General features: G+C 46.2%; 25 protein-coding genes. 22 read left to right on the top strand and 3 right to left on the bottom strand.

Annotated features, from left to right (window positions below; all coding sequences use genetic code 11):
* The first annotated feature begins 269 nt into the window (after positions 1–269).
* The 5 genes from MKY73_RS17655 to MKY73_RS17635 all read left to right on the top strand — a co-directional run bounded on the left by MKY73_RS17655 (position 270) and on the right by MKY73_RS17635 (position 3,912).
* Complete coding sequence (locus MKY73_RS17655; protein WP_339302861.1) at positions 270–1,457, top strand: glycoside hydrolase family 5 protein; 1,188 nt, start codon at positions 270–272, stop codon at positions 1,455–1,457.
* 205 nt (positions 1,458–1,662) lie between these two features.
* A complete protein-coding gene (locus MKY73_RS17650; RefSeq protein WP_339302860.1) occupies positions 1,663–2,202 on the top strand; it encodes a GNAT family protein in 540 nt (179 codons plus the stop codon).
* A gap of 176 nt (positions 2,203–2,378) precedes the next feature.
* Complete coding sequence (locus tag MKY73_RS17645; protein WP_339302858.1) at positions 2,379–2,654, top strand: hypothetical protein; 276 nt, start codon at positions 2,379–2,381, stop codon at positions 2,652–2,654.
* An 11-nt stretch (positions 2,655–2,665) separates the two neighbouring features.
* A complete protein-coding gene (locus MKY73_RS17640) occupies positions 2,666–3,466 on the top strand; it encodes a phosphotransferase (RefSeq protein WP_339302857.1) in 801 nt (266 codons plus the stop codon).
* A gap of 20 nt (positions 3,467–3,486) precedes the next feature.
* Positions 3,487–3,912, top strand: coding sequence for a DUF1801 domain-containing protein (locus MKY73_RS17635; protein ID WP_339302856.1), 426 nt, complete (start codon positions 3,487–3,489; stop codon positions 3,910–3,912).
* Positions 3,913–3,987: 75 nt separating this feature from the next.
* Here MKY73_RS17635 and MKY73_RS17630 read toward each other — a convergent pair whose 3' ends face one another.
* On the bottom strand, positions 3,988–6,264 hold the full coding sequence (locus tag MKY73_RS17630) for an FAD-dependent oxidoreductase (RefSeq protein ID WP_339302855.1): 2,277 nt from the start codon (positions 6,262–6,264) through the stop codon (positions 3,988–3,990).
* Positions 6,265–6,408: 144 nt separating this feature from the next.
* On the opposite strand from MKY73_RS17630, the gene MKY73_RS17625 reads away from it, so the two are divergent.
* From MKY73_RS17625 to MKY73_RS17570, 12 genes are all read left to right on the top strand, one after another.
* Positions 6,409–7,176 (top strand): helix-turn-helix transcriptional regulator, encoded by a 768-nt coding sequence (locus MKY73_RS17625; protein WP_339302854.1) that lies wholly within the window; start codon positions 6,409–6,411, stop codon positions 7,174–7,176.
* A 210-nt stretch (positions 7,177–7,386) separates the two neighbouring features.
* Positions 7,387–9,207: a histidine kinase gene (locus tag MKY73_RS17620; RefSeq protein ID WP_339302853.1), complete on the top strand. Its 1,821-nt coding sequence runs from the start codon at positions 7,387–7,389 to the stop codon at positions 9,205–9,207.
* 23 nt (positions 9,208–9,230) lie between these two features.
* Complete coding sequence (locus MKY73_RS17615; RefSeq protein WP_339302852.1) at positions 9,231–10,082, top strand: helix-turn-helix domain-containing protein; 852 nt, start codon at positions 9,231–9,233, stop codon at positions 10,080–10,082.
* 169 nt (positions 10,083–10,251) lie between these two features.
* A complete protein-coding gene (locus MKY73_RS17610) occupies positions 10,252–11,568 on the top strand; it encodes an ABC transporter substrate-binding protein (RefSeq protein WP_339302851.1) in 1,317 nt (438 codons plus the stop codon).
* 210 nt (positions 11,569–11,778) lie between these two features.
* Positions 11,779–12,660 carry a sugar ABC transporter permease gene (locus tag MKY73_RS17605; protein WP_339302849.1) on the top strand — a complete coding sequence of 294 codons (882 nt, stop codon included), beginning with the start codon at positions 11,779–11,781 and terminating at the stop codon, positions 12,658–12,660.
* A gap of 17 nt (positions 12,661–12,677) precedes the next feature.
* Positions 12,678–13,574 carry a carbohydrate ABC transporter permease gene (locus MKY73_RS17600; protein ID WP_339302848.1) on the top strand — a complete coding sequence of 299 codons (897 nt, stop codon included), beginning with the start codon at positions 12,678–12,680 and terminating at the stop codon, positions 13,572–13,574.
* A 196-nt stretch (positions 13,575–13,770) separates the two neighbouring features.
* Positions 13,771–14,319 carry a glutathione peroxidase gene (locus MKY73_RS17595; RefSeq protein WP_278295594.1) on the top strand — a complete coding sequence of 183 codons (549 nt, stop codon included), beginning with the start codon at positions 13,771–13,773 and terminating at the stop codon, positions 14,317–14,319.
* A 79-nt stretch (positions 14,320–14,398) separates the two neighbouring features.
* The gene (locus tag MKY73_RS17590) at positions 14,399–15,247 is read left to right on the top strand and encodes an AraC family transcriptional regulator (RefSeq protein WP_339308649.1); all 849 of its coding nucleotides are present in this window, start codon (positions 14,399–14,401) and stop codon (positions 15,245–15,247) included.
* Between the two features lie 129 nt (positions 15,248–15,376).
* Complete coding sequence (locus MKY73_RS17585) at positions 15,377–15,628, top strand: hypothetical protein (protein ID WP_339302847.1); 252 nt, start codon at positions 15,377–15,379, stop codon at positions 15,626–15,628.
* 166 nt (positions 15,629–15,794) lie between these two features.
* Positions 15,795–16,394 (top strand): nitroreductase family protein, encoded by a 600-nt coding sequence (locus MKY73_RS17580; protein ID WP_339302846.1) that lies wholly within the window; start codon positions 15,795–15,797, stop codon positions 16,392–16,394.
* A gap of 215 nt (positions 16,395–16,609) precedes the next feature.
* Complete coding sequence (locus MKY73_RS17575; protein WP_339302845.1) at positions 16,610–18,241, top strand: S-layer homology domain-containing protein; 1,632 nt, start codon at positions 16,610–16,612, stop codon at positions 18,239–18,241.
* Positions 18,242–18,624: 383 nt separating this feature from the next.
* Complete coding sequence (locus tag MKY73_RS17570) at positions 18,625–19,536, top strand: NAD(P)/FAD-dependent oxidoreductase (protein ID WP_339302844.1); 912 nt, start codon at positions 18,625–18,627, stop codon at positions 19,534–19,536.
* Positions 19,537–19,670: 134 nt separating this feature from the next.
* Here the strand turns inward: MKY73_RS17570 and MKY73_RS17565 are convergent, their stop codons facing one another.
* Positions 19,671–19,880, bottom strand: coding sequence for a hypothetical protein (locus tag MKY73_RS17565; RefSeq protein ID WP_339302843.1), 210 nt, complete (start codon positions 19,878–19,880; stop codon positions 19,671–19,673).
* Between the two features lie 255 nt (positions 19,881–20,135).
* Between MKY73_RS17565 and MKY73_RS17560 the strand changes: the two genes are divergently transcribed.
* The 5 genes from MKY73_RS17560 (at position 20,136) to MKY73_RS17540 (ending at position 23,268) form a co-directional block, all read left to right on the top strand.
* Positions 20,136–20,489 (top strand): DUF3243 domain-containing protein, encoded by a 354-nt coding sequence (locus MKY73_RS17560; protein ID WP_339302842.1) that lies wholly within the window; start codon positions 20,136–20,138, stop codon positions 20,487–20,489.
* A gap of 289 nt (positions 20,490–20,778) precedes the next feature.
* On the top strand, positions 20,779–21,345 hold the full coding sequence (locus MKY73_RS17555; protein WP_339302841.1) for a hypothetical protein: 567 nt from the start codon (positions 20,779–20,781) through the stop codon (positions 21,343–21,345).
* A 157-nt stretch (positions 21,346–21,502) separates the two neighbouring features.
* A complete protein-coding gene (gene cyoE / locus MKY73_RS17550) occupies positions 21,503–22,360 on the top strand; it encodes a heme o synthase (protein ID WP_339302840.1) in 858 nt (285 codons plus the stop codon).
* Positions 22,361–22,556: 196 nt separating this feature from the next.
* On the top strand, positions 22,557–23,039 hold the full coding sequence (locus tag MKY73_RS17545; protein ID WP_339302839.1) for a tetratricopeptide repeat protein: 483 nt from the start codon (positions 22,557–22,559) through the stop codon (positions 23,037–23,039).
* A 31-nt stretch (positions 23,040–23,070) separates the two neighbouring features.
* Positions 23,071–23,268 carry a hypothetical protein gene (locus MKY73_RS17540; protein ID WP_339302838.1) on the top strand — a complete coding sequence of 66 codons (198 nt, stop codon included), beginning with the start codon at positions 23,071–23,073 and terminating at the stop codon, positions 23,266–23,268.
* Between the two features lie 42 nt (positions 23,269–23,310).
* Here the strand turns inward: MKY73_RS17540 and MKY73_RS17535 are convergent, their stop codons facing one another.
* Positions 23,311–24,186: a LysR family transcriptional regulator gene (locus MKY73_RS17535; protein WP_339302837.1), complete on the bottom strand. Its 876-nt coding sequence runs from the start codon at positions 24,184–24,186 to the stop codon at positions 23,311–23,313.
* Positions 24,187–24,279: the final 93 nt, after the last annotated feature.

Genomic DNA, 24,279 nt, shown 5'->3' with positions numbered 1-24,279 from the left:
ATCATATTATAATGGTTGATTTTGATCAAGAACATATTCAAGCAATTAAATAAAACGATTAGATGGATTATTTTGTAGTAAATCGTCAAAAAAGAGAAATAAATATATATATTTATTTTCCATATATGTGTTATTATGTTGGTGGAAGACGAAAATTTCATTTGTTTGATCGATAGGGAAGGAGGCGCGAATTCTCGAATCATTCAATCTGAATCAATAGATTAACTGCACTGCTTGTTAAAAATAATAGAATAAGCGGAGGTATGGTTATGTTCAAAAAATGGAAGAAATTCAGCATCAGCAGCTTGGCGCTTGTGTTAGTGGCTGCCGTGGCCTTTACCGGATGGAGCCCAAAAGCATCAGCAGCAGACGCTTCGCAAGTGGTGGCTGAGATGGGTGCAGGTTGGAATCTGGGCAATCAGCTGGAAGCAGCGATAAATGGCACACCGAGTGAGACAGCTTGGGGTAATCCTACGGTGACTCCGGCGCTGATCCAAAAAGTGAAAGCTGCGGGCTTCAAGTCGATTCGTATTCCCATCTCCTATTTGAATAACATTGGAAGCGCTCCCAATTATACAATTAATGCCGCATGGCTGAATCGAATTCAACAAGTCGTAGATTATGCCTACAATGAAGGTATGTATGTCATCATCAATATTCATGGCGATGGGTACAATTCCGTCCAGGGTGGATGGCTGCTCGTTAATGGTGGCAATCAGACTGCCATTAAGGAAAAGTATAAAAAGGTATGGCAACAGATTGCGACCAAGTTTAGCAACTACAATGATCGTCTTATTTTCGAATCCATGAACGAAGTGTTCGATGGCAACTATGGTAATCCGAATTCGGCGTATTACGCTAATCTGAACGCCTACAATCAAATTTTTGTGGACACGGTAAGGCAGACCGGAGGCAACAATAATGCCAGATGGTTGCTGATTCCGGGCTGGAATACCAATATTGACTTCACCGTTGGTAATTATGGCTTTGTGCTCCCGACAGATAATTTCAGATCCTCGGCCATTCCTAGTTCGCAGAAAAGAATTATGATTTCGGCACACTATTACTCTCCATGGGATTTCGCTGGTGAGGAAAACGGTAATATCACGCAGTGGGGTGCAACGGCTACGAATCCTGCGAAGAAGTCTACTTGGGGACAAGAGGATTACTTGGAATCGCAGTTCAAGTCCATGTACGATAAATTTGTCACTCAGGGCTATCCTGTAGTGATTGGTGAATTCGGTTCAATTGACAAAACATCGTACGATTCAACCAACAATGTATATCGTGCAGCATATGCCAAAGCAGTTACAGCAAAAGCCAAGAAATACAAAATGGTTCCGGTTTATTGGGACAACGGGCATAACGGTCAACATGGATTCGCCTTGTTTAACCGTCAGAATAATACCGTGACGCAACAAAACATCATTAATGCGATCATGCAAGGTATGCAATAATAGACCAACTAGCTTAATCCATGCAAGCAAACGGCGTGTTCCTGAAAATGGGACATGCCGTTTTTTTGTTGCGGGAGGTGATATCCACAATATTTCCCAATGCATTTTACATAAGCCATATACAGAATTCATCAAATCCCACAATACCTTTTATATACTTAATTTGCTCGATATAGCGAACTAAAAGGACTAGGTGGTAGACACAATGTTAAAAAAGCGTGATTTGCAGGAATGCCATTCACTGTACAGCTTAATGATGGACCCCGCAGTTTCTCCTTACGTTCGTTATCTATGTCAATCGTATGAAGAATATCTATTCCTCACGAAACAATTGATAGCCGAAGAAGAGCAAAAGACAGTGATTTCCCGAACGATTTTAAATGAAACAGGGCAGCCGATTGGAACCATAGATCTATATCACATTGAGCATCAAACCGGTTTTTTAGCCACATGGATTGGATCACCGTTTTTTGGAAATGGGTATAGCCAAAGAGCCAAATCAGTCTTCTTTGTTGAATTGTTTATGGAACATGGGATTGAAACGGTATTTATGAAGATACGCAAGCAAAATATAAGATCCAGAAAAGCCGTACAAAAACTGCCTTATGTGAAATTAGCGAATGATGTGTATCCAGATGTATATCAACGGATTAATATGAATGAACAGATGTATGATCTGTATCATGTGGAACGGGCAGCCTTTTTCGAAAATAGTATGGATTTGCACCAAGTGGTAGCCACGTAACTTATTCAGAGAGCGTCAACAGCGGCGTCAGAGATGACGGCGCTATTTGCTATGATGAGATTGAAAAAAAGAACATATTTGGACATAAATGCAGGAATATGGAATAGAGAATCGAAAGTCACATAAGTAGATAAAGCGTATGCAGTATTGTGTGCGGTTAATGTAGGAGGCGTAATATGAACAATATCAACAAGATTTTGGGTGTAATTCTCATGCTTGGCAGTGTGTTTATTTCGACAATGGAGCGAATCTCAATACGCGTATCTGTCGCTATTGTAGAAGCAGGATATGCTTCAGGAGGGACTAACGTACCCCAATTCGCTCAGATTAACGAGCATCCAACAGGTTTACTCGTATACTTCATGTTCTTCGTTGGATTCATACTATTGGTCGCGGGATTCCCGGGGAGTTATAAGAAAAATCGTAATCATGGGCATAGCAAGGAGATTTAGCTTGGGGAGGGATGAAAGTGGCCAAACAGGAGGAAGTGTTATCGGGAGGTAATGTGAATCAGGTCGTCCGAATAGGTGAGACGGTTCGCCGGCATGCGAAACCAAATCCATATGTGCATGAATTGCTTTTACATCTCGAAAAAGTTGGTTGTGATCATGCCCCTCGATTTCTGGGAATAGATGAACAGGGGCGAGAAATCCTTTCTTACCTCGAAGGCATCGTTCCAGGCAATGATTATCCTGATCTAGAAGAGTATATGTGGTCAGACGAATCTTTGATTGAAGTCGCGAGACTGTTGAGAAGTTATCATGATGCGACCGTTGGATTTACAACAACATCAGTATCGACGAACAGATATCCAGGCATAACAGAAGATGAAGTTGTATGTCATAACGATTTTGCGCCGTATAATGTGGTGTATAAGGACGGCCGTCCTCAAGGCATTATTGATTTTGATATGGTGGGTCCGGGTCCGCGAATGTGGGATATCGCCTATGCCTTGTATACATCCGTTCCACTCGCAGAATTTTCACCAGAGATGGATGGAACAGGTGTAATGCCATACGCTAGCGAGGTGCATGGATCTATTCGAAAGAACCGGATTGCATTATTTATGACTACATACGGTCTGAGTGTTCCAGCAGATTTGAAGGAGTGGGTCGTATCCCGTATCCGTTTTATGTGTAAAACACTGACTGATCGTGCAGCTGATGGAGATGTTGCTTTTATGAAGATGGTCCAAGAGGGTCATCTGACCCACTACGAGAAAGAAGTCATTTTTCTCGAAAAGCATTTTGATGACTGGACTTAAATTAGGGAGTGAATTCCACAATGTACAAACCAAAAACAACTGTAACAGACCAGTGTGTCATTGCATTTATTGAACAGATCGAACCTCCGCGAAAAAGGGGGGATGCCTATCAATTATTGGATATCTTCACGGAGACAACAGGTTACGAAGCAAAAATGTGGGGGCCGAGTATTATTGGATTCGGTACATACCATTACAAGTATGATTCAGGTCACGAAGGCGATGCACCACTGGTGGGTTTTTCACCACGAAAAGCAAAAATTAGTTTATATTTTGCCACAGGTGATAACAGAAGAGCGGATCTGTTAAAGGACTTTGGAAAACATACGACGGGCAAAGCTTGTGTCCATATTAACAGAGTAGCAGACATTAAAGTAGATGTTTTAAAAGCGTTAATCGTACAGTCTGTCCAGTTTTTAAAAGAAACCTATCCTAAGTTGAAATAGACCTTTTTAAAGGCATTGGAATAACCCCCTGGAATTCATAAGAATACCAGGGGGTTAGTTTAATGTGTTTTGCGTTTAGCTCTTGCCTGTCAACGTTGACTCCCCATAGGCCCGAATCTCGATCAACTCTGCATACTTGCTGCCATTGGTGGTATCAATGTTTACCCTAAGCGCTTGTGTATGCACAGCTGTATCCAGACGATGAATGACTTTCCTTTTGCGGTTCTCCGCTGCACTTACGATCTCAATCCACTCCCCAGACCGACTCAATACCTCCACCCGATAATCACGTACAAGTTCAGGCATGACACGGAATGTTGTCTGATGGTGATGCAGATTAACCAGATCCTCGTTCACATCATCATTAAAGGTCAAGTGCAGTTCAGCCAAGGCTTGAGGCTCTTCCCATGTGAGTTGCACCCATTCCGGCTTGCCAGACTGCATCGGCTGGGACATCCACTGCTGTGGCCCGCCGTAAGGGCGATGGTAACCGTTGACTGTGTTTTCTGGTAAATAGGCCGTCGTCTCAGAAAGGGTACGACAGCAGAATGGCTGACGCGCCAACCCCTGCATGGACCATAATACAACGGGCTGATCCGTGGCATGATCCTCCAGATTTTTGGACACATGGTTCTCTTCTGTTCGGAAGAAAATCAGCACCCCGCTGTGTGCCTCCGTGGAATGGTAGAGGGTGGCGTCTTCATTCGCCCGGATAATAATAAATGCATTCTGCGGTTCTTCCGGTTGCCATTCAAGCGGAAGCTTCACCCACTGCCTGGTTCCCGTTGCAACATTAACGGTTGCCGTAACTTGTAACGTATGGGGGACGTAATTCTCCTTACGCCCCGTATCCCACAGCTCTACCGTCAGCACGGTATCGCTGGATGCATCCAGCAGCAGCTCAAGGCCGCTGAGCATTGGCTGCACGGGCAGCAGCAGGGCAACATCCGCACCCAGCGGGTACGTCTCCCCAGGCTGCTCAAGAGCAATGCCCGTCAGCGTGCTGGAGGCTGAAGCCTTGGCACGCCGGGCCAGATCCAGCTCATCGTGGCTGCGCGCCCCGATGATGGAAGCGTCCTGCCGCAGCAACGTCTGCTGCAGCGCCGCTAGATGCCGCGCGTGCAGCTCGCGCGGCGACACCCCCATGGCCGCGCAGAGCGCTGCGCCCGTACCCGCGGCTTCGCCGATGACCGCGCATGTGGCCATGACGCGCGTTGTGCCGAAGGCGACATGTGATGCGCTGATGTCGCGTCCGGCCATGAGCATATTCCGCACATTCGCGGAATACAGCGAGCGGAACGGCACGTGATACACGCCATCGGCATGCATATGCTTCGAGCCGCTCGCTTCGGCATACATGCCCTGCGGGGGATGCAGGTCGATGGACCAGCCGCCAAAAGCTACGGCATCCGGGAACTCCTGCTGGCTGATAATATCGTTCTGGGTGAGCACATAGTCACCCGTGAAGCGGCGGTACTCCCTTTTGCCAGGAAGAGAACCGATCCACTCCAGCGTCATATGATCGGCATCGAATTTCCCGGAGTTCTTGATGTAGTCCCAGATCCCGTAGATCACGGACCACAGCTCATCACGGATCAACTCATTGTTGTGTACGGTATCATGTTCACCGCCCCATTCAATCCACCAGTAATGACAACCGGAATCCCCGCTGCGAATGACCCGGCGAATTGGAATACTCGTCTTCGTGATATCTTTGGCAAAAGAAGGCGGGATATAACGGACGGGTGCACCGGTATCCTTGGTATAAAAGAGCAGTGTACTGCCCAGCGTGATCTGATCGGCAACCTCTGGTGCCCATTCTTCACCATATTCGCTGCGGGCTTCCCGGCCGAGCGCAAACTTGGCACCTGCCAGAAAACCAACCAGTCCATCGCCTGTACAGTCCAGATAGATCTGACTCTCAAATCGGATTTTGCGCTCAGAGCCCATCATCCACCCGGTAACAGAGGTGATCATACGTTCTTCGCCATCCCCTGTGGCCTCAACTTCATGGACATCCGTGTTCAGATACAGGCTGATGTTGGATTCAGCTCGGACGGCTTCCAGAATGACCAAGTCCCAGAGATAAGGATTGCCCTCCGGATTACGATATTGATTCTCTACAAATAGTTCCCCCATGATGCCTGTCTCGCGGGCATAACGGTTAATCCCGTGGGCGGTAGCGCCGCAGACCCATACGCGTACTTCGCTACTGGAATTGCCGCCAAGTACGGGGCGATTCTGTATCAGTGCGACCTGTTGGCCCAGCCGGGCAGCAGATATCGCAGCACATACGCCCGCAAGCCCGCCTCCGATGACGGTGATATCCGGTTTAACGAGTTCGTGCTTCATACAAACACCTCTCTCATGAATATGGATGACCCTAAGCTTAGATTTCATATCTATAATTTCATAATAGTTCTATATATTTACTTTTCAAATACACTATATTATCATCGAGCATATACTTTATTTCATAACAAAGGCAGGTGTGTCATGGACCTCCTTAACCACATCTACTGGAAGAGGAAAGCTGCATTTGCGCTCGCAGAAGATATCTACGACGCTTGGGTGGTTTTTGCCGTTGAAGAGGGAGTATTCCGTTACGAGATTGATGGACTGACAGGAGAGGCGGGGTTTGCTGATCTGGTGTTGTGCCCACCCCACGTTGCTTTTCACAGAGAGACGGTAACCCCGCTGACGTTTCACTATATGCAGTTCTCTTGTAACACCACAGAGGGGGAGAACCTTCTGCCGCCAATTGGAAAATCTTTAATTAATGATACAAAGCGTCTGGCTTCAACATATGCCTACCTTCGTCAGGCGAGTGAGGACAACGATGAGGCTTCAACAGGATGGAAAACCCATCTGATGATGGATTTGTGGCGGCTATATCAATGGGAGCGCAGACAGAGTGGGCTAATGGAAACGAAGTTCACGGAGGATGCTCTGATGGCTGAAGCGGCAGTGTTGTTGGAAGAGTGGGCAGGAGAGGCAGTTAGCCTGAGGACGTTGGCCGAACACCTGGCATTGAGTCCAGTCCAGCTCACCCGAAGGTTCCGGGAGGCCTTTCAAGAGACACCCTCCGATTATCTGAAAGCGATTCGTCTCAAAAAGGCAAAAGCCTTACTGGCAGATAGCCGTCTGACCCTTACGCAGATCGCAGAGAGATGTGGATATGAGAACGGATTTTATCTGAGCCGTGTATTTTCGTCCACCATAGGAATCAGCCCCTCGGAGTACCGGAGACGACATCAAGTGTGAGATGAGGGTTCCAATGAACCAACCAACCAACCAACCAACCAACCAACCATCGATTCATTCGTTTCTTTCACCAATAGAACATATCTGTGCATTTCACTTGGATACAAGCAACGAATATCACATATCCATGCAAATCATTCGACTCCGGCTGTAAATGGCAGGCAGGTGCTATAATGGTGTCATTAATTACAGGGGAGCGAGCACATAAGAATGAAGAAGCCAAACTGGAAGCGTTGGTTGCCACAGCGGCTCAGATACCGTCTGTTTGGTGCGTTTATGGTGTTGATTCTCTTGCCGTTCAGTGCATTAAATGTCTACAATTATCAGCAGATTGAATCCCTGGTTGAGCAGAAAATCAGTGAACAGAGCCATGAGCAGCTGGTGCAGATGTACCGCTCTTTGGAGGACCAGATGAGCATTGCGTTCAAAACTCTCATTTTTCTGGAGCAGGATTCTGCGGTAAGAAGTGTGCTAACTTCCCCGGACAGTCGTACGCCCCTGGAGAACAAGTCACTGGTGGAAGAAAAATTCAAGATGATTAACAACAGTTTCTTTCTGTATAATCCCTCGGTGTACTTCACCCTGCTGGATTTTTATGATAGCGTTTACACTTCGTATTTGCCAAAAACAGCACTGGCTTATGGCCCTTATCTGGAGCAATTCAGCGAACGTCTTGGAGAAATATCCATTCCAAAAGGGGGTAAAGACTCGCACCCGCTTCAACCGGAAGAACTTTTCTATCGCTGGGATGCCCGGGATACCAATCCTGTGCTCAGGGAGTTATCCTCCAGCCCGTATCTGTTGTCGCTGTATGCCTATATGAAAGATAGCGGTGGGAAACGGTACGGATTGGCTCGGATCAGCATTGATTACTCGTACTGGTTCCAAACGATGTTGAAAGATTCACAAACTAATCAGGAGTATTATCTTATTACAGGAAGTGGAGAGACCATAGCCAGATCATCCAAAACAGCGGCGCTGTCCCCGGAAGTTACACGTGAAATAGCTCTGCATCCGGCACAGGCTTATCTGACTGACCCAGCCTCGGATACGCTGATTAACTACGTGTACATTGAATCACTGGACTGGTATATGGTGAATCGCATTCCGCTGTCCATTCTGTTTACAGAGATATCTGAGCTTAAACAGCGCTACTTTCTGACCTTTTTTGGCTTCACAGGCGCATTTGTAGTGATGGCCTTTATGATCTCGGCTACATTTACGCGCCCCTTGTCGCACTTACAGAATAAGATGAGAGAGGTTGTCCGCAAAAACCTCAAGATTCGTATTCCCGAAGGCCGCAGCCGTGGGGAAGTACTGGAACTGACACGTACCTTCAATACGATGCTGGATGATGCCAATCAGATGATTAACAGACTTAAGGCAGAAGAACGCCAGAAGGAAGCGGTACATTTTCACATGCTCCTCGCTCAGATGAATCCGCACTTTCTCCTGAATACATTGAATACAATGAAATGGAGTGCGATACGCAGCGGGAATGAGGAGATCTCCGAGATGTGTGTTTCCTTGGGCAAACTACTGGAGGTCAGCCTGAATTCACAGGTCGAATTGGTATACCTGAAGGACGAGATTGAACTGGTTCAAGCCTACCTTCATATCCAGCGGATTCGTTACCGCGATAGCTTTGAGGTGACTTGTGACTTTGACGACAAGCTGGAGTATGCGCTGGTACCCAAGCTGAGCTTGCAGCCCCTTGTGGAGAATGCCATTCATCATGGTGTGGGACCAATGGAGCAACTTGGACAGATCCGCATCGGGATATATAGGCAAGACACAGGAATGCTGATGCTGGAGGTAGCAGACAACGGAATTGGTATGGAGGAATCCCGGCGTCAGCAGACAACCCGCACGCGTCCGGGGATTGGTCTGTCCAACCTCAGGGAACGATTGCGATTACTGTTCAAAGGCCAAAGTGAACTTGAAGTGATCGATACCAAGCCGGGGACGTTGGTCAGGTTCAGCATTCCTTTTTTATTGTCGACGCCTTACGTACAGAAGCGATCAGACTAGCGCACTGGAGAGGGGAATCTGGCATGTGGAAGGTATTACTTGTAGAGGATGAGGTATTTGTACGAGAGTCGGTGCGAGAGATTATTTCCTGGGAAGAGTTGGGCTTCACGGTCATCGGAGAATCCGGTAATGGAACCGAAGCGCTGGCCATGATCATACAGGATGCACCTGATCTTGTACTGACCGATATTGTCATGCCGGGTATGGATGGTCTGGAATTACTCAAACAGACACGTCAGGCCGGGTTAAAAACCAAGTTTGTGATGCTCACCTGTATGGGGGAGTTCGAGTATGTACGCCGTGCAATGGAGTACGGGGCTTCGAATTATATTCTGAAGCTGTCGATGAGTGTGAATTCGTTGCGTGATACACTCCGTAAGGTAAGTGCGGAGCTGGGAGCCTCAGCTGAAGCCCGGACAGAGACAACGCATCATGAAGAGCCATCATCCACAACACTTCTAACATCTACGCCTGCATCGACTGATTCTCTAACCGTCTCTTCCGCGCCGCCGTCTGCAATCGATCTTCCATTTACACCTGTTCGTGAGCCCGTTGTGAAGCATCCGGAGATTAGCAAAATAATTGAGTATATTGGACAGCATTACGATCAGGACATTACCGTCAAATCCATGTCGCGGTACGTGATGATGGGGGAGAATTATGTCAGTGCTTTGTTCAAAAAGAAAACTGGCCATACCCTGATTCATTATCTGCATGGGGTACGGATGGAGAAAGCGGCGGAATACTTGCGTGAGACAGACCTTCCCGTACAGGAAATTGGTTACCGGGTAGGGTTCGGAAGCGATAATTATTTTATCAAAATATTCAAACGTTGGACCGGTTGCACGCCAAGCCAGTACCGCCACCGCTCGTGACTGACAGGATGAGTAGAAGGAATATGTGTACCCGAGTGTTTAGACAAGGAAGGGTAAATCCGTATTTTTGTTCCATTCGAATCATGGATATGTATCTTATGAACCCAGCAAGGTCCCTGCTACGATGTAACGGAAGGTACACTTCAATTCAGGGAGGTCATGTGACCAGATGAGAATCAAAAAAGGATTAACAGGGTTCATCGTTGGTGCGCTGATGCTGGGCTTGCTTGCCGGCTGTGTTGGTAAGAATGAGACGAACGGTGGAGATAACGAGGGTGGAGCATCAGCAGGAAAAGTGAAGCTTACCATGTGGGGCGCAGTGCCGCCGGAGAATGGTCCGCAGGAAGTTGTGGATACCTGGAATGCAGAGCATCCTGACATTCAGGTGGAATATGTGCGGTTTGTGAATGACGACGACGGTAATTTGAAGCTGGATACGGCACTGTCCACCGGTCAGAACGTTGACCTATATGTCAATTACACCCTGACGAATCTCGATAAACGCATTAAGGGCGGGACGGCATTGGATCTCGGTGAGTTCAAGGACTACAACATTGACGAGAAAATGGGAGAAGACGCGGCTTCGTGGAAAGTAGACGGTAAATATTACGGTATGCCAACCAAGAAAAATGCGGCCTTTTTCGCCTTAAATATGAAAGCGCTTGATCAAGCGGGATTGAGCGTACCCACAGCCTGGACTTGGGATGAAGCCCGAGAATATGCACTTAAGCTGAAGAATGTCGGTTTCAAGTACGGTTTGGTACAGCATACCGCTTCCTATGTGGACCCGCTCGATTCTGTACTGGTCAAGAACGGTTATGTTAAGGCGGACGGAACTTCCAATCTCGACGATCCGCTTGTTACCAAATGGCTGGAGACTTTGAATGGAATGATGAAGGAGGATGCAACCACACCTCCACTCGGCGAACAGCTGACTTCCAAAATGCCGGTGGAGAACATGTTCCTTGGTGGTGAGTCCGCCATGATTAACATTGGGGAGTGGCTGATTCGCACGTCGAATAACATGACAGAGTTCCCTCGGGATTGGAAAATCGCCTTTGCTCCGGTACCGAGACTGGTTGCACAGGAAGCAGATATGGTGAAGAGTGGAGGGCTTGGTGACTTTATCGCGATCAATTCCAAGTCGAAAAATAAAGAAGCTGCATGGGAGTTCCTGAAATGGTACGCCGATGGGGGAATGATGCCGATGGCTGCTGGTGGACGTTTGCCTTCCTCGAATGCGGTCGATCAACAGACGGCTATTGATCATCTGCTTGGCGATTATGCCGATTCTTATGATAAAGAGTCACTGGAATTCGTGTTGTACGGTGATAAGACACCTACGTTTGTCCGCAGTATTGCACAGGAAGTGGTCGATCTGCGTGCACAGGAGTATGAAAAGTTCTTCCTTGGTAACCAGACTGCTGAAGTTACGGTACAGAACATGGTCAAACGCCATAATGACTGGCTGAAGCAGAATCAATAGAAGGCAAAAGCAATGAGTCCGTAGGCCGTCCCCAATGGGGCGGTTTTTTTTCTATATAAGTAATAGAACAATTCCATGTTATTTCATCTCGAAGGTCACTGCCAAAATACATAGTTCTGTGATACCAGGAAAGAGGTTATGTTCCTTAAAAGTGAAAGGACATCTTGTTATGCTTAATTCCAGAACAGATGTTAAGGAGTGGGGGAGCGTATGCATAAATCCTGGATGAAACGGCAGAGCAGGCTCGGGTATTTGTTTATTGGGCCCAATATGATTGGCGTGCTGTTGTTTTTTATTATACCGGCTGTCTATTCATTCTATCTCATGTTCACCGATTACAAATTCATGAGCCCGGAGACACATTTTGTGGGGCTGGACAATATCCGCCGTATGTTGAATGATGATCTGTTTGGGGTAGCGCTGCGAAATACATTTGTATTTTTGTTGGCGGTTCCAGTATCGATGGGGTTGGCATTTATCGTGGCGGTGGCGCTGAACAAGTCGGTGTACTGGCAAAAAACACTGCGTGCCCTCTATTTCATGCCCTATATCACTAGCGGCGTTGCGATCGCCTTTGTCTGGATGCTGCTGTTCCAGCCAACGTCGGGACCGATTAACGGTTTTTTGCGGGGGATCGGTATTACAAATCCACCTGGCTGGTTATCGACAACTGAATGGTCCATGTATGCAATTGATATCATCTGGATCTGGTTCATGCTGGGGTACAACATGATTATTTATCTGGCAGCTTTGCAGGAAATCCCGGAGGAATTGGTTGAGGCTGCACGCATTGATGGAGCCCGCCCCTGGCAGACGATACGCCAAGTGATCTGGCCACTTGTAAGCCCGACTACCTTTTTGCTGCTGATTACAGGGCTGATTATGACGATCAAAAACTTTGGCATTATTCAGGCGATTACTCAGGGTGGGCCGGGAAACAGTACAACTGTGCTGTCGCTCTTTATCTACCAGAATGCCTTCCGCTATTACGAGATGGGATACGCTGCTGCCATTAGCTGGGCGCTCTTTGCCATCATCATGATCTTCACTGTGTTGCAGTGGCTGGGTCAGAAACGTTGGGTTCACTATTAAGGAGGGAAGGGATCGTTATGGAGAAATCAATTGCCGCAAACGCGAAGCCCACAGCTCCGCATGCACCTAAAGGTAAATTCCGCATGGAGTCCTTAACCCAGATTCGAAGAATCATACTGACACTTCTGATGTCCGGGTTTGCTTTGCTGATGATTATGCCGTTCATCTGGATGATTAGCACGTCGTTCAAATCTCCTGCGGACGTATTCACCTATCCCATCCAATGGATACCCTCCAGCCTGAACTGGGAGCATCACATTAAAGTCTGGAGCGGAGCGGATACCTTTGCCACATATTATCTGAACTCGTTGAAAATATCACTAATTAGCACGATTGGAGCTGTGTTTCTCTCGGCGTTTGCAGCTTATGGCTTCGCAAGAATTCAATTCAAAGGACGGGAGACACTGTTCCTCATCTATCTCTCCATGATGATGGTGCCGCCGCAAGTGCTCTTTGTGCCCAAGTTTCTGATGTTTGAATGGGCAGGCATATATAATACGCATTGGGCTTTGATTTTGCCAGGAATGTTCACGATCTTTGGGGTGTTTATGCTGCGACAGTTCTTCCTGTCGGTGCCTTCAGAGATCTCGGAAGCGGCGTTCATCGACGGTGCCGGTCACCTGCGCATATTCTTCAGGCTGATTCTGCCTCTGGCAAAGCCGGCGCTGGCCACCCTGGCAATTATCGATTTTTCCTGGCACTGGAACGACTATGAGAATGCACTCGTGTTCCTGATCGACAAAGACCTGTACACCGTGCCGCTTGGACTGCAGAACTTTATTCTGGAGAACAATGTCGACTACAACGGCATGATGGCCGCTGCCACGGCAGGTATTATTCCGATGATTATCGTCTTTCTGGTGGGCCAGCATTATATCATTCAGGGCGTGGCCGGAAGTGCCGTGAAGGGCTGAAGCTGTTACCAATGTTCAATGTGTTTTCGTAATATAACCCTTTTGCTGAACGAAGTGATCTTCGCGGCAGAAGGGTTTTCTGTTGAAAGGGAGAATAAAGATCTTTCCGCAATACAATAGTTCAAACTTCGTATATAATTAACAATGAACTATGATGCTGAATGACTACATAACTATCGCGAGGTGCACTAGACTTATGCCAACCATCTACGACTTTACCGTAACCAGAACCAGTGGAGAGCGTTTCCCACTCTATCAATATGAAGGAAAACCTGTGCTCATCGTAAACACGGCAAGTAAATGTAAATATACGCACCAGTTTGATGACATGCAGAAGCTGTATGATCAGTACAAGGATCAAGGACTTCAGATTATTGGTTTCCCATGCAACCAGTTTGCAGAGCAAGAGCCTGGAAGCAGTTCGGAAGCAGAATCCTTCTGCCAGATTAACTATGGTGTGAAATTTCCGATGTTCTCCAAATTGGACGTGAATGGAGAAGCGGCGCACCCGCTCTACGACTTTTTGAAAAGATCAGGGCCTTTTGCTGGTTTTGATGAAACAGATATACAGGCCAAACTATTGAAATTGATGGTGGCTGATAAAGCACCAGAATGGTTACATGGCGATGCGATCAAATGGAATTTCACAAAATTCCTGATTGATGCAGAGGGCCATGTGGTCAGACGTTTCGAACCTATAGACTCCATTGACGAGATTCAAGAGAGTATTAAGCAGCTTCTATAATTTCACTTTCATATATCCTACAGGGACATGACACGAATCGTTCCCTCTTCCGAACAGGAGGTGCATGAATGTGCCGAGCATGATGCAATTTAGTGCTTCACTGGAGTATAGTTACCGTTCCACAAATACATTTGATCCGGGTAAGTCGGATGGATTCCATTCACATCCCCATTATGAGATTTATTATTTCCATGAGGGAGAATGTACGTATATCATTGGAGACCGGGTATACAATCTGGAGCCGGGTGATCTGGTGTTGATGCATGGTTTGACTCTTCATCGACCACATCCGAAGCCTGGCAGTGCCTATGAGCGAAGTACATTGCATTTTGATCCGTCTGCCATTCGCAGCAGTCTGCATCCGGACCGTCTGGTTGAGGTTTTGAGACCATTCGAAGAACTCCGAAATTGCCGGGTCAATCTGACGGGAGATAGTCGCTCCGAATTTGAAACTTTATTGCATGATCTCCACCGTCTGTCTCAAAGTGAGAGTACGTTCAGGCAGGAGCGAATGAATGTCAGACTGTGTGATCTGTTATATTTTGTTGCGGGGATCTGCCAGGGCGATGTTGAAGAACAACTTCCTTCATCGGAGAAGGAGCGGCATGTTCAGCATATTATTCGTTATGTGGATACCCATTATATGAAGGATATTGGTCTGGATGATTTGGCACTGGAATTACATCTCTCCAAGCCATATCTGGCCGGCATGTTTAAGGAAATGACAGGTTTGACTATATTCAAATACCTGTATGACCGTCGCATTAATCAGGCCAAGCTTTTGTTTCAGTTCCAACCGGAGATCACCGTGACAGAAGCAAGCCGCTTGTCCGGCTTCAAACGCCTTTCACATTTTAGTCGGATGTTCAAACAAAGTGTGGGATGTTCGCCGGATCTGTATCGTACCCAATTGCATCGCCAATCATAGTCCTCTGTGAGCTGACCAGCTTGTATGGTTGGCTTTTTTTGTTGATTTTCGAGCAATGTCTTTCGTTGTGTTTAGAGGGCGTGCATAAAAGGTAAAGAAAGGTAATGAACCCAGAGGAGGCGATTATGAATGAAACAGCGCACACCGGATCAGAATAACAGCGATACCCGACAGGATCAAACCCGTGACAATCCCGAACAATATAAGACAGAGCATGAAAGTCTGCTTGACCAATATGAAGAAGAACAAACTGTAGATCCAATTCCGATGGAAGATCTGAATATGGAGGCTCAAGAAGAGAAGAATAAGGATCAGACGAAAAGCAACTCATCTACCGAAGAGAAATATCGGGCGGATTATCGCAAAAAGGCGAGCGAGTGAAGGTTAATCTGATGGCTGATTTGAAATACTGATTTGATCAAAAAAAGTGTCGTTTATTGTCGAAAGTATATTTAGTGAAAATAAAATAGTTTGTTGACTAATGTATGTTACTATATTATAGTTACTATGTTGGCGAATGAATAAAAAATTTGGGAGGCGAATAAGAATGACTACTTTTTTTGATGCGTTGAAAAACAGAAGATCTTATTACGGAATTAGCAAGGAATCTACAATTTCGGATGCTAAAATCCAGGAAATCGTAGAAGAAGCGGTGAAATATACACCAACTGCATTTAACTCTCAAACATCCCGTGCCGTTGTATTGCTCGGTGAACAACATGATAAATTGTGGAATCATACAGAAGAAATTTTGCGTGAAGTGGTAGGCAATGAAGAAGCCTTCAAATCCACAGCAGAGAAAATGACTGGATTCCGCAGCGGATATGGTACGGTTCTCTTCTTTGAAGATAACAATGTGATTGCACAGCTTCAACAAAATTTTGCAGCTTATGCAGATAACTTCCCGATTTGGGCGAACCAATCCAATGGTATGTTGCAATTGGTAATCTGGACGGCTCTGGAACAAGAAGGTCTGGGTGCATCTTTGCAGCACTACAATCCGTTGATTGACGAAAAAGTGAAGCAAGAATGGAACATTCCTGAGAACTGGAGATTGGTTGCACAGATGCCATTTGGTAAACCAACGGCAGCACCGGGTGAGAAAGAATTCCAACCGATTGAAGAGCGCGTAAAAGTACACAAGTAAATCAATTTCATAATACCTTTAGCTGCTTCAATCAAGGCTAGATATAGATCAAAACGTTTCAATTTGTCTGTATCTAGTTACGTAAATTCATTTTAATGAGTTATGAAATTGATTTAAGTAAGCTTCGCATTTCCCAACATTTAACCACATACGGCCTCGCTTCAATTTGATACGATGATAGTTGATCGTATTCCAATGAAGTGAGGCTTTTTGATGTGAATAATAGATTAAAAGACATGACGAATCAACGTGTGTGGAAGATAGTTTTATGTGGGTTATTAACACTTGGGTCGATGGCTGGGTGCAGTTCTGGCGTTCAGGCTGCAGCCGTGAAGCAACAGTTTCAGGATACCCGTACGAGTTATGCCAAGGATGCCATTACACATTTGGTGAACAAAGGCATTGCTGCCGGTACGTCAGAGACTACATTTGAACCGAAGAAAGCCGTCACTCGTGCAGAATTTGCGACGTTTGCGGTGAGATTGCTAGGTTTGAAGCCCGTTAAAAATAATATCAATCCTTATCAGGATATCAGCATAAATGCCTGGTATTACGGCAATGTTGCTGCCATGACGAATCTTTTCATTCTGGAGGGAAAGGGTCAGGGAACATTCCAGCCTAATGCGTCCATTACGCGCGAAGAAGCGGCTGCTCTGCTTGTTCGGATGTTAAAACAACAACCCGTAGAGACGTCACTTTTATCTTCAACGTATTTCGACGCAGCGGATATCTCGGACTGGGCACGTCCTTATGTGCAGACGGCGTATCAACTTGGATTGATGCGGGGAAGTGGAGGCGTGTTCCGACCGCATGATCAAGTAACGCGCGAAGAAGCTGCGGTCATGCTTGATGCGATCTTACAAAAGAAAACATGGTCTGAACAGTTACAACGTGGAGATGAACTCGGCGTTCAGTTGGGCTGGCAATATAATTCCACTACCGCTGAATTCAAGAAGCAGGTGGAACAGTCTGAAGTGAATACGCTCGTCCCACGCTGGTTTTTCCTGAATAGCAGTATGAAAGTAACGGATCACACGGACCCTGCATTGATCTCCTGGGCATCCGCCACAAACAGGCAGTTATGGCCATTGCTTGGGAATCGTTCTGATTCGGCACTTACCCATCAGATGTTATCCAGCTCAACGAACCGAGCGGCAGTGATCTCACAGGTAGCGGCTTATGTCAAAACCTATAAACTGGACGGCATTAATGTGGACTTTGAGAATGTTGATCCTGCGGATCGTGAAGGGTTGACGGCATTTGTCACCTCCTTGACGGCTACGTTGCACGCACTGGGTGCAGTGGTGTCTGTGGATGTATCACCAGACCTGGGTACAGATTGGACGGAGGCATTTGATTATGCCAAACTGGGCGCTGTATCGGATTATATGGTGCTGATGGGATACGAGGAACACTGGAACGGTGATCCGATAGCTGGATCCGTGGCGTCTCTTCCATGGGTGGAAAAGGCACTGGATACTATGCTCTCCGAGGTGGTACGTGCCAAAACCATTTTGGCCCTTCCGTTGTACACACGAGACTGGTCCTCAGTGAACCCGGCAACCAGTTCTTGGGACATTACATTGTCAGAACAGGGAACGCGCGCGCATGCTATAGGATCTGTAAGACGATGGGATGCAAGTCTGGTTCAATATGTGATTGGGTACAACAGCAACGGAATGCCAAGATATATATGGGCAGAGGACAGTCGTTCGTTATCAGCCAAAGTGTTGATGAGTGAACAACGTCAGATTGCCGGTCTGGCTTACTGGTATATGGGCGGCGAAACAGCCGATGTATGGAACGCCATTTCGAATGCTTCGCGATTTGAATCATATAACTTCTGACCATTATGAATTGCATAGACTCAAACGAACCGTGATACAGGCGGATGGTTTGGGTCTGTTTGTTTTGGTATAAGATAAGCAATATAAGGAATCGTTTAGGCTTGGCTGAACGGTTTAATGTATATAAGGACAAAATATAGATATATTGAACTAAACATTTACACAAAACGGAGAGGACAGAATGAAGCTGAAGAAGCGAAGCGTGCGCCTAAAGCTTTCTAAAAGAAAGCTGCATCGAAAGCATACGCTTATCACCGGATTTAACCTTTGTAAAAGATAAAAAAAATCTGGGGATAACAGCGATCGGAAGGTTGTTCTGTCATCGGAGTAACCAGTGTAAATACCTGTTAGTTCAATATATATAGTTCAGGAGGAGAAGGAGCATGCGAGAGGTTGATTGCATAATTGTAGGTGGAGGGCTCGCAGGGCTTCAGGCAGCTATTCAGCTTGGGCGTTATTCAGCTCATCAGGTGTTGGTCATCGACGCGGGAGAAGGCAGATCAACCCTGTGTCGGACGTACCATAATATCCTGGGTTTCCCCGATGGGATATCCGGTGAAGAGCTCAGAGCCCGAGGCAGGATGCAGGCAGAGCGGACAGGTGTATCTTTTGAGAAAGATCGTATTGTGCAAGCAGGCCGTCATGGAGAGAAGATTCAATTGTTAGGTACATCCGGCGTTGAATATAGGAGCAAAACGGTGTTATTGGCAACGGGGCTATCGGATCGAGTTCCGGATATTCCGGGATTAACCCCGACCCTTGGCCGAACAGTCTATGTCTGCCCCGATTGTGATGGTTATGAGATTCAGGATCAACGTACGGTGCTATTGGGGTCTGGTGAAGCAGGTGCCCATATGGCGATGATCTTAATTCAGCGTACAAATGATCTGTTATATATCAATCATGAGCAGACCGCCATATCTGCAGAGCTTCATCGCAGCATGAAAGAGGCGGGCGTTCGTTATCTGGAAGCGGCTGTTCAGGAAGTGCAACAGATTGAGGATGGTCATATCACTGGTGTTCTGACCGAAGATGGACAGATCTTTGAGTCTGAGCGAGGCTTTATCGCATTTGGAGGCAATCGGGTGCACTATGAATTGGCAGAGCAGCTTGGAGCCGTGATCGCAGATAATAAACATGTGGAAGCAGATTCGCGCAGCTTGCAGGCAGCGACGAATGTGTGGATCGCCGGGGACCTGGGACTGCACGCAGAACAAGCAACCGTTGCGATGGGTGAGGGTTCCATTGCCGCGATCTGGATTCATAAGGCGTTACAGCAGATGGCAAACGATTAAATGTGGATTTCATTATCAAAATAAAATTTCAGTTTGAACAATTAGAATATCATTTTTCCATAAACCCAAAAGACCTCCCAAGCCATGAATAGGCGGGAGGTCTTTTGGGTTAACTTCATCTGGAAAAAGGACAATCATTTATCCGATGAATCTGTTGACTTGGAAGAAGCCTTCTCGTCCTTCGATTCATGGGAGAAATCCTTCCGAATGTTGTCCACGATATCGCCAACCACACCTTCGATCATGTCGGTTGGTCCGGGATTATGTTTGTCTGGATGGATAACGGTATTCACGCCTGGTTCAAGTTCATCGTTTGTTTTCTCATGTTTCGCTTTATCACGCATGGGAAATCCCTCCTGGCTCGATATTATATAAGGTGTAAGGTGTTCTTTAACATATCCAAACACCGTTACACATATGTAAACGATTAACCGCTGTAGTTCTTTTGAAACGCGTACTTGCTCTTATCATAGAAGATATATACAAAAGTGAACGTGCTGATTAAACTTCTGCAATACGTTTATATTATAGATAACCAGTTGATTATAGAGTCTAAAGGTTAAAACCAATAAACAACTAATATACAGGAGGTTATTCAGATGAATGAACAAAATCATGTAATCCATAAAGATGGTCAGGTTTCAACGGACAAGGTGCACAATGCAATCGAAAAGATTGCACCGGAAGAGAGAGAACAGATTTTACAGAACTTTGATGCATTCAAAGAATATCTGGGTAAACGAATTGCGATGGGCGAGTCTATCGGATTAAGTGAAGAACAGATGGCTAAAATTGCCCAGAAAGTAGCTGACCATCTGGCTGCGAACGAAGAGCCTCGTAACCGTGAAGAAAAGTTGCTTCAGGAACTCTGGAATGTCGGCAAGGAAGATGAACGTCACATGCTGGCTCATATGCTCGTTCGTTTGGCGCAAGACTCCACAACCAATCATTAAGATTAATATACATGCTTCAGCATATTCATGAACAAACATAAGAATCTTGTACTAGTCAAGAACCCCTGAATGACGAGACTTCAGGGGTTCTTATCTTTTTCGGAAACGGCAGACAGGAGTAATGACGTTCATTGTAACTATTTTTAATCTGGCTGATACTTTTATATTCGCTGTTCCAAGTATGATAGGAAAAGAGAGAATGTTGGAATTAATAGATCACTTGGGCGTTTGGTAAGGAAGACTTCCGGTTAAGGAATAGTAACGTTCATATTAAGGAGAGATGTTACCTATGAAGGACGCGGCAAAACAATGGAAACTACGAATGATCGGTGCAGTTGTTGCTTTACTTGGCATGATTGTGCTGACTACATATTTGCTTACCCCTGCGAATGCTCAAGAAAGTGCAGATGCCCAACAGCCTTCTGACAAAGAAGCACAGGTTGCGAACTCCGAGATGTTTACAGCCTATGTTGAAGGTATGCACATGGAAAACGGCAAATTGTTTATGACAGTGGACAAGATTGGCTGGTATCAGGGTGAAGAAGCTGATGCGATTTTTGCACAGCGCAATCCGGAAGCGGGTATAGATGGTGCTCCAGATGGTTACTATATTGTCAATGATAGCAAAGAGCAGGAACAGGTTGAGGTTAGTGCCAATGCTGAAGTGTTGATGCAGTTGTATGATCGAGACGGTACGATGCAGGGCGCAGACATTCAATGGAATGAACCTGTGACATTATCCAAGTTCGAATCGTTGTATGAGAATACCCGTATTCTTGACCTGTCCGTATTCCCATATCATCTGACGGTGCAGGACGGAAAAGTGACTAAAATTGTACAGCAGTACATCCCATAAAATGAGAAAAAATTCATCATTCAAGCATTCCTCCGGTTCATTGGAACGGTGAGGGATGCTTTTTGGTTATGACAAATTCATGAAAGCGATTGTAATTAATGGTAGGTACATGTATCATTATTGGAATGGCGTTTTTACATAGTTCAGGAGGAGCCTCATGCTTAAAGACATGATTGCATTAACTAAACCCGGACTTCTAAGGCTAAATGTGTTTGCGGTGGCTGTAGGGTTCTGGGTAGCTTCAAAATGGGATATTAACTGGTTATCTCTGCTTATGGTCGTGATCGGATCAACCTTGGTTATTGCTTCAGCTTGTGTTATCAACAATTATTGGGATCGTGAATTGGACCAGAAGATGGAGCGCACCAAAAAAAGGATGGATTACATTAACCATCTGAAGCCAGGGTTTGTACTTGGCTATGGCATTATCCTTGGTGTTGTGGGACTAGCAGTACTGTATCTCTTGGTGAATCCGTTATCAGGCTGGATGGCACTGCTGGGGTGGTTCGCGTACATCGTGATATACACGATGTGGTTGAAACGCAGTTCAACGTGGAGTACGTCGCTTGGTGGAATTGCGGGAGCGATGCCGCCTGTCATTGGTTATACGTCTGTAACCAATGAAATTGATGCGGGAGCCTGGTTACTGTTTGCGCTGTTGTTCCTCTGGCAACCACCACATTTCTGGTCATTGGGTATTCGCCGGGTAGAGGAGTATCGTGCTGCGGGGTTCCCCTTGTTGCCTGTCGTTAAAGGGGTGAAACGCACCAAGTTTCAGATGATTCCTTATGTTTTTCTGCTGCTTCCTGCTGTGTTCCTGTTGTATTACTACGACTATGTTGGTCTGGTATTTCTGATTGTATCTCTGCTCGGTGGACTGATCTGGTTCGTGCATACACTTAGCGGACTGAAGACACAGGATAACGAGAAGTGGGCAAAAGTAAACTTTCTGATCTCGGTGAACTATCTCATGCTTGTATTTATTGTGATGGTCGCGAATACGACATGGTCTTAATTAGACGATGAACAGATCATTTTCAGAGAGATTTCAGCTTAAACTAGCTGGCTGCATCGAATGAAAAAGCACACTATGGAATAGAGTTTGGACAACCTTCAGTTGTTGAAACATATTCTTAAGTGTGCTTTTTTGGTATAATAAAACAATTGAATCATATAAGTGGAATTTATAATGCAAGATGGGAAGTGACAGCATGAGTAATTTGGAACAGGCCGTGCGATGGAGAGAAGAAGGCAAGGTGCAGGAAGCGATTGAACTACTGCAAGAAATAACAATGCAGGAACCCGAGAATGCGAATGTCTGGTACCAACTGGCTTGGGCACATGATTCGCTTGGATTGGAGCGGAAAGCTGTCCCGCATTATGAGAAGGCACTGAGTCTTGGGCTTTCTGGTGAGGATAGAGCGGGTGCAATACTCGGACTAGGCAGTACATACAGAACGCTTGGACAATACGAGCAGGCAAAGGCTTGGTTTGAAAAAGGGCTGCAAGAATTCCCGGCGTACCGGGAATTTGAGGTATTCTATGCGATGGTGCTCTACAATCTGGGTGAACATGCAGAAGCGATGCAAAGATTGCTCGTGCAACTTGCAGATACATCTAGTGATAAGAGAATCAATGACTATAACCGAGCAATCCGTTATTACGCAGATCAGCTGGATCGGGTGTGGGAATAGATCGAATACGCAGAGAAGGAGATGGATGAATATGAACTCCAATCAAGATCTGAAACAGGTACATGAAAGGTTAGATCAAATTGAGCAGAAGCTGGATAACCTGGAAGGTAGCCAGCATAACAAACGCTCAGCTGGCGTACGCTTCCTGAGTGGCTTTGGCATCACGATTGTGGTGATATTTGTACTGCTACTAATCCTCGGTGTTATTCAATTTGTGAGTAATGGATAGAAGCAATTGATTATTACGACAAAGACCGTGAGTTCTCCAAAGTTACATAGCCGAGCTAAGCCACTCCTGCACTTCTTCAATGAAACGCCGCGTAGCTGGTGATAGATTGCCCAAAGCGGGGCAGGCCATGCCGATCGTGCGGTACGGATCTCCTGCGAGCGGCACGAGTGCGAGCGCATCAGTATGATTTTGAAGTACCATTTCCGGTAGCAAGCTGATACCAAGACCATTACGGACCATCGCCATGATGGCTTGATCTTCTGCCACTTCATAGACAACATTGAGTTTGGCTGCATGCTGCCGGATCAGTCGTTCAATCTCGTTATCCCCACCCCACTTGGGTAGAATAAAGGGTTGCTCCAGCAGAATATCAAATGAAACAGACTCTTCTGAGGCGAGAGGATGATCGAGAGGCAGGATGCACATCATCCTGTCTTTTTGTAATGGGATCGTCTCAAAAGGTGATGAATCGCCAAGGGACAGGAATCCGAGGTCGATGGCACCTCCAGCCAGCCAACCCTCAATCTCAGCATAATCGCCCTCCCACAGCTTGATCTCAATTCCTGGATGACGCAGACGAAATTGTTTCAGGATGCCTGGCAACCATTGCGTGGAGACACTTGCGAAGGTGCCGATCCGCACGGTACCAATCTCGGCGCCGCGAATGAGGGATATCTCCTGGTTCATCAGTTCCGTCCAGCGCAGAATCTCACGTGTATATCCCAGAATGCGTTCACCTTCAGCGGTAACCCGTACACCGGAGCGGCCGCGATGGAGCAGTGAAAAACCACATTCAGTCTCGAGACTTGCGATGGCATGGCTGACTGCGGATTGGGTGACATTCAGCGCTTCTGCCGCTTTGGTGAGACTGCCATATTCCACGACGGTATTCAATATTTCATATTTGATGAGTGACATGAATAGCTCAGTTCCTTCCCATTTTAAATACATGAGTTTATTTCATATAATACATTATAAATATTCATTTTTCTAATGCAAAGAGATCGTTTA

It is taken from the genome of Paenibacillus sp. FSL R5-0519, from assembly GCF_037974275.1.
Taxonomy (GTDB): domain Bacteria; phylum Bacillota; class Bacilli; order Paenibacillales; family Paenibacillaceae; genus Paenibacillus.
Note: the sequence above shows the minus strand (reverse complement) of the source record. Positions and strands in the feature narration are given on the sequence as shown.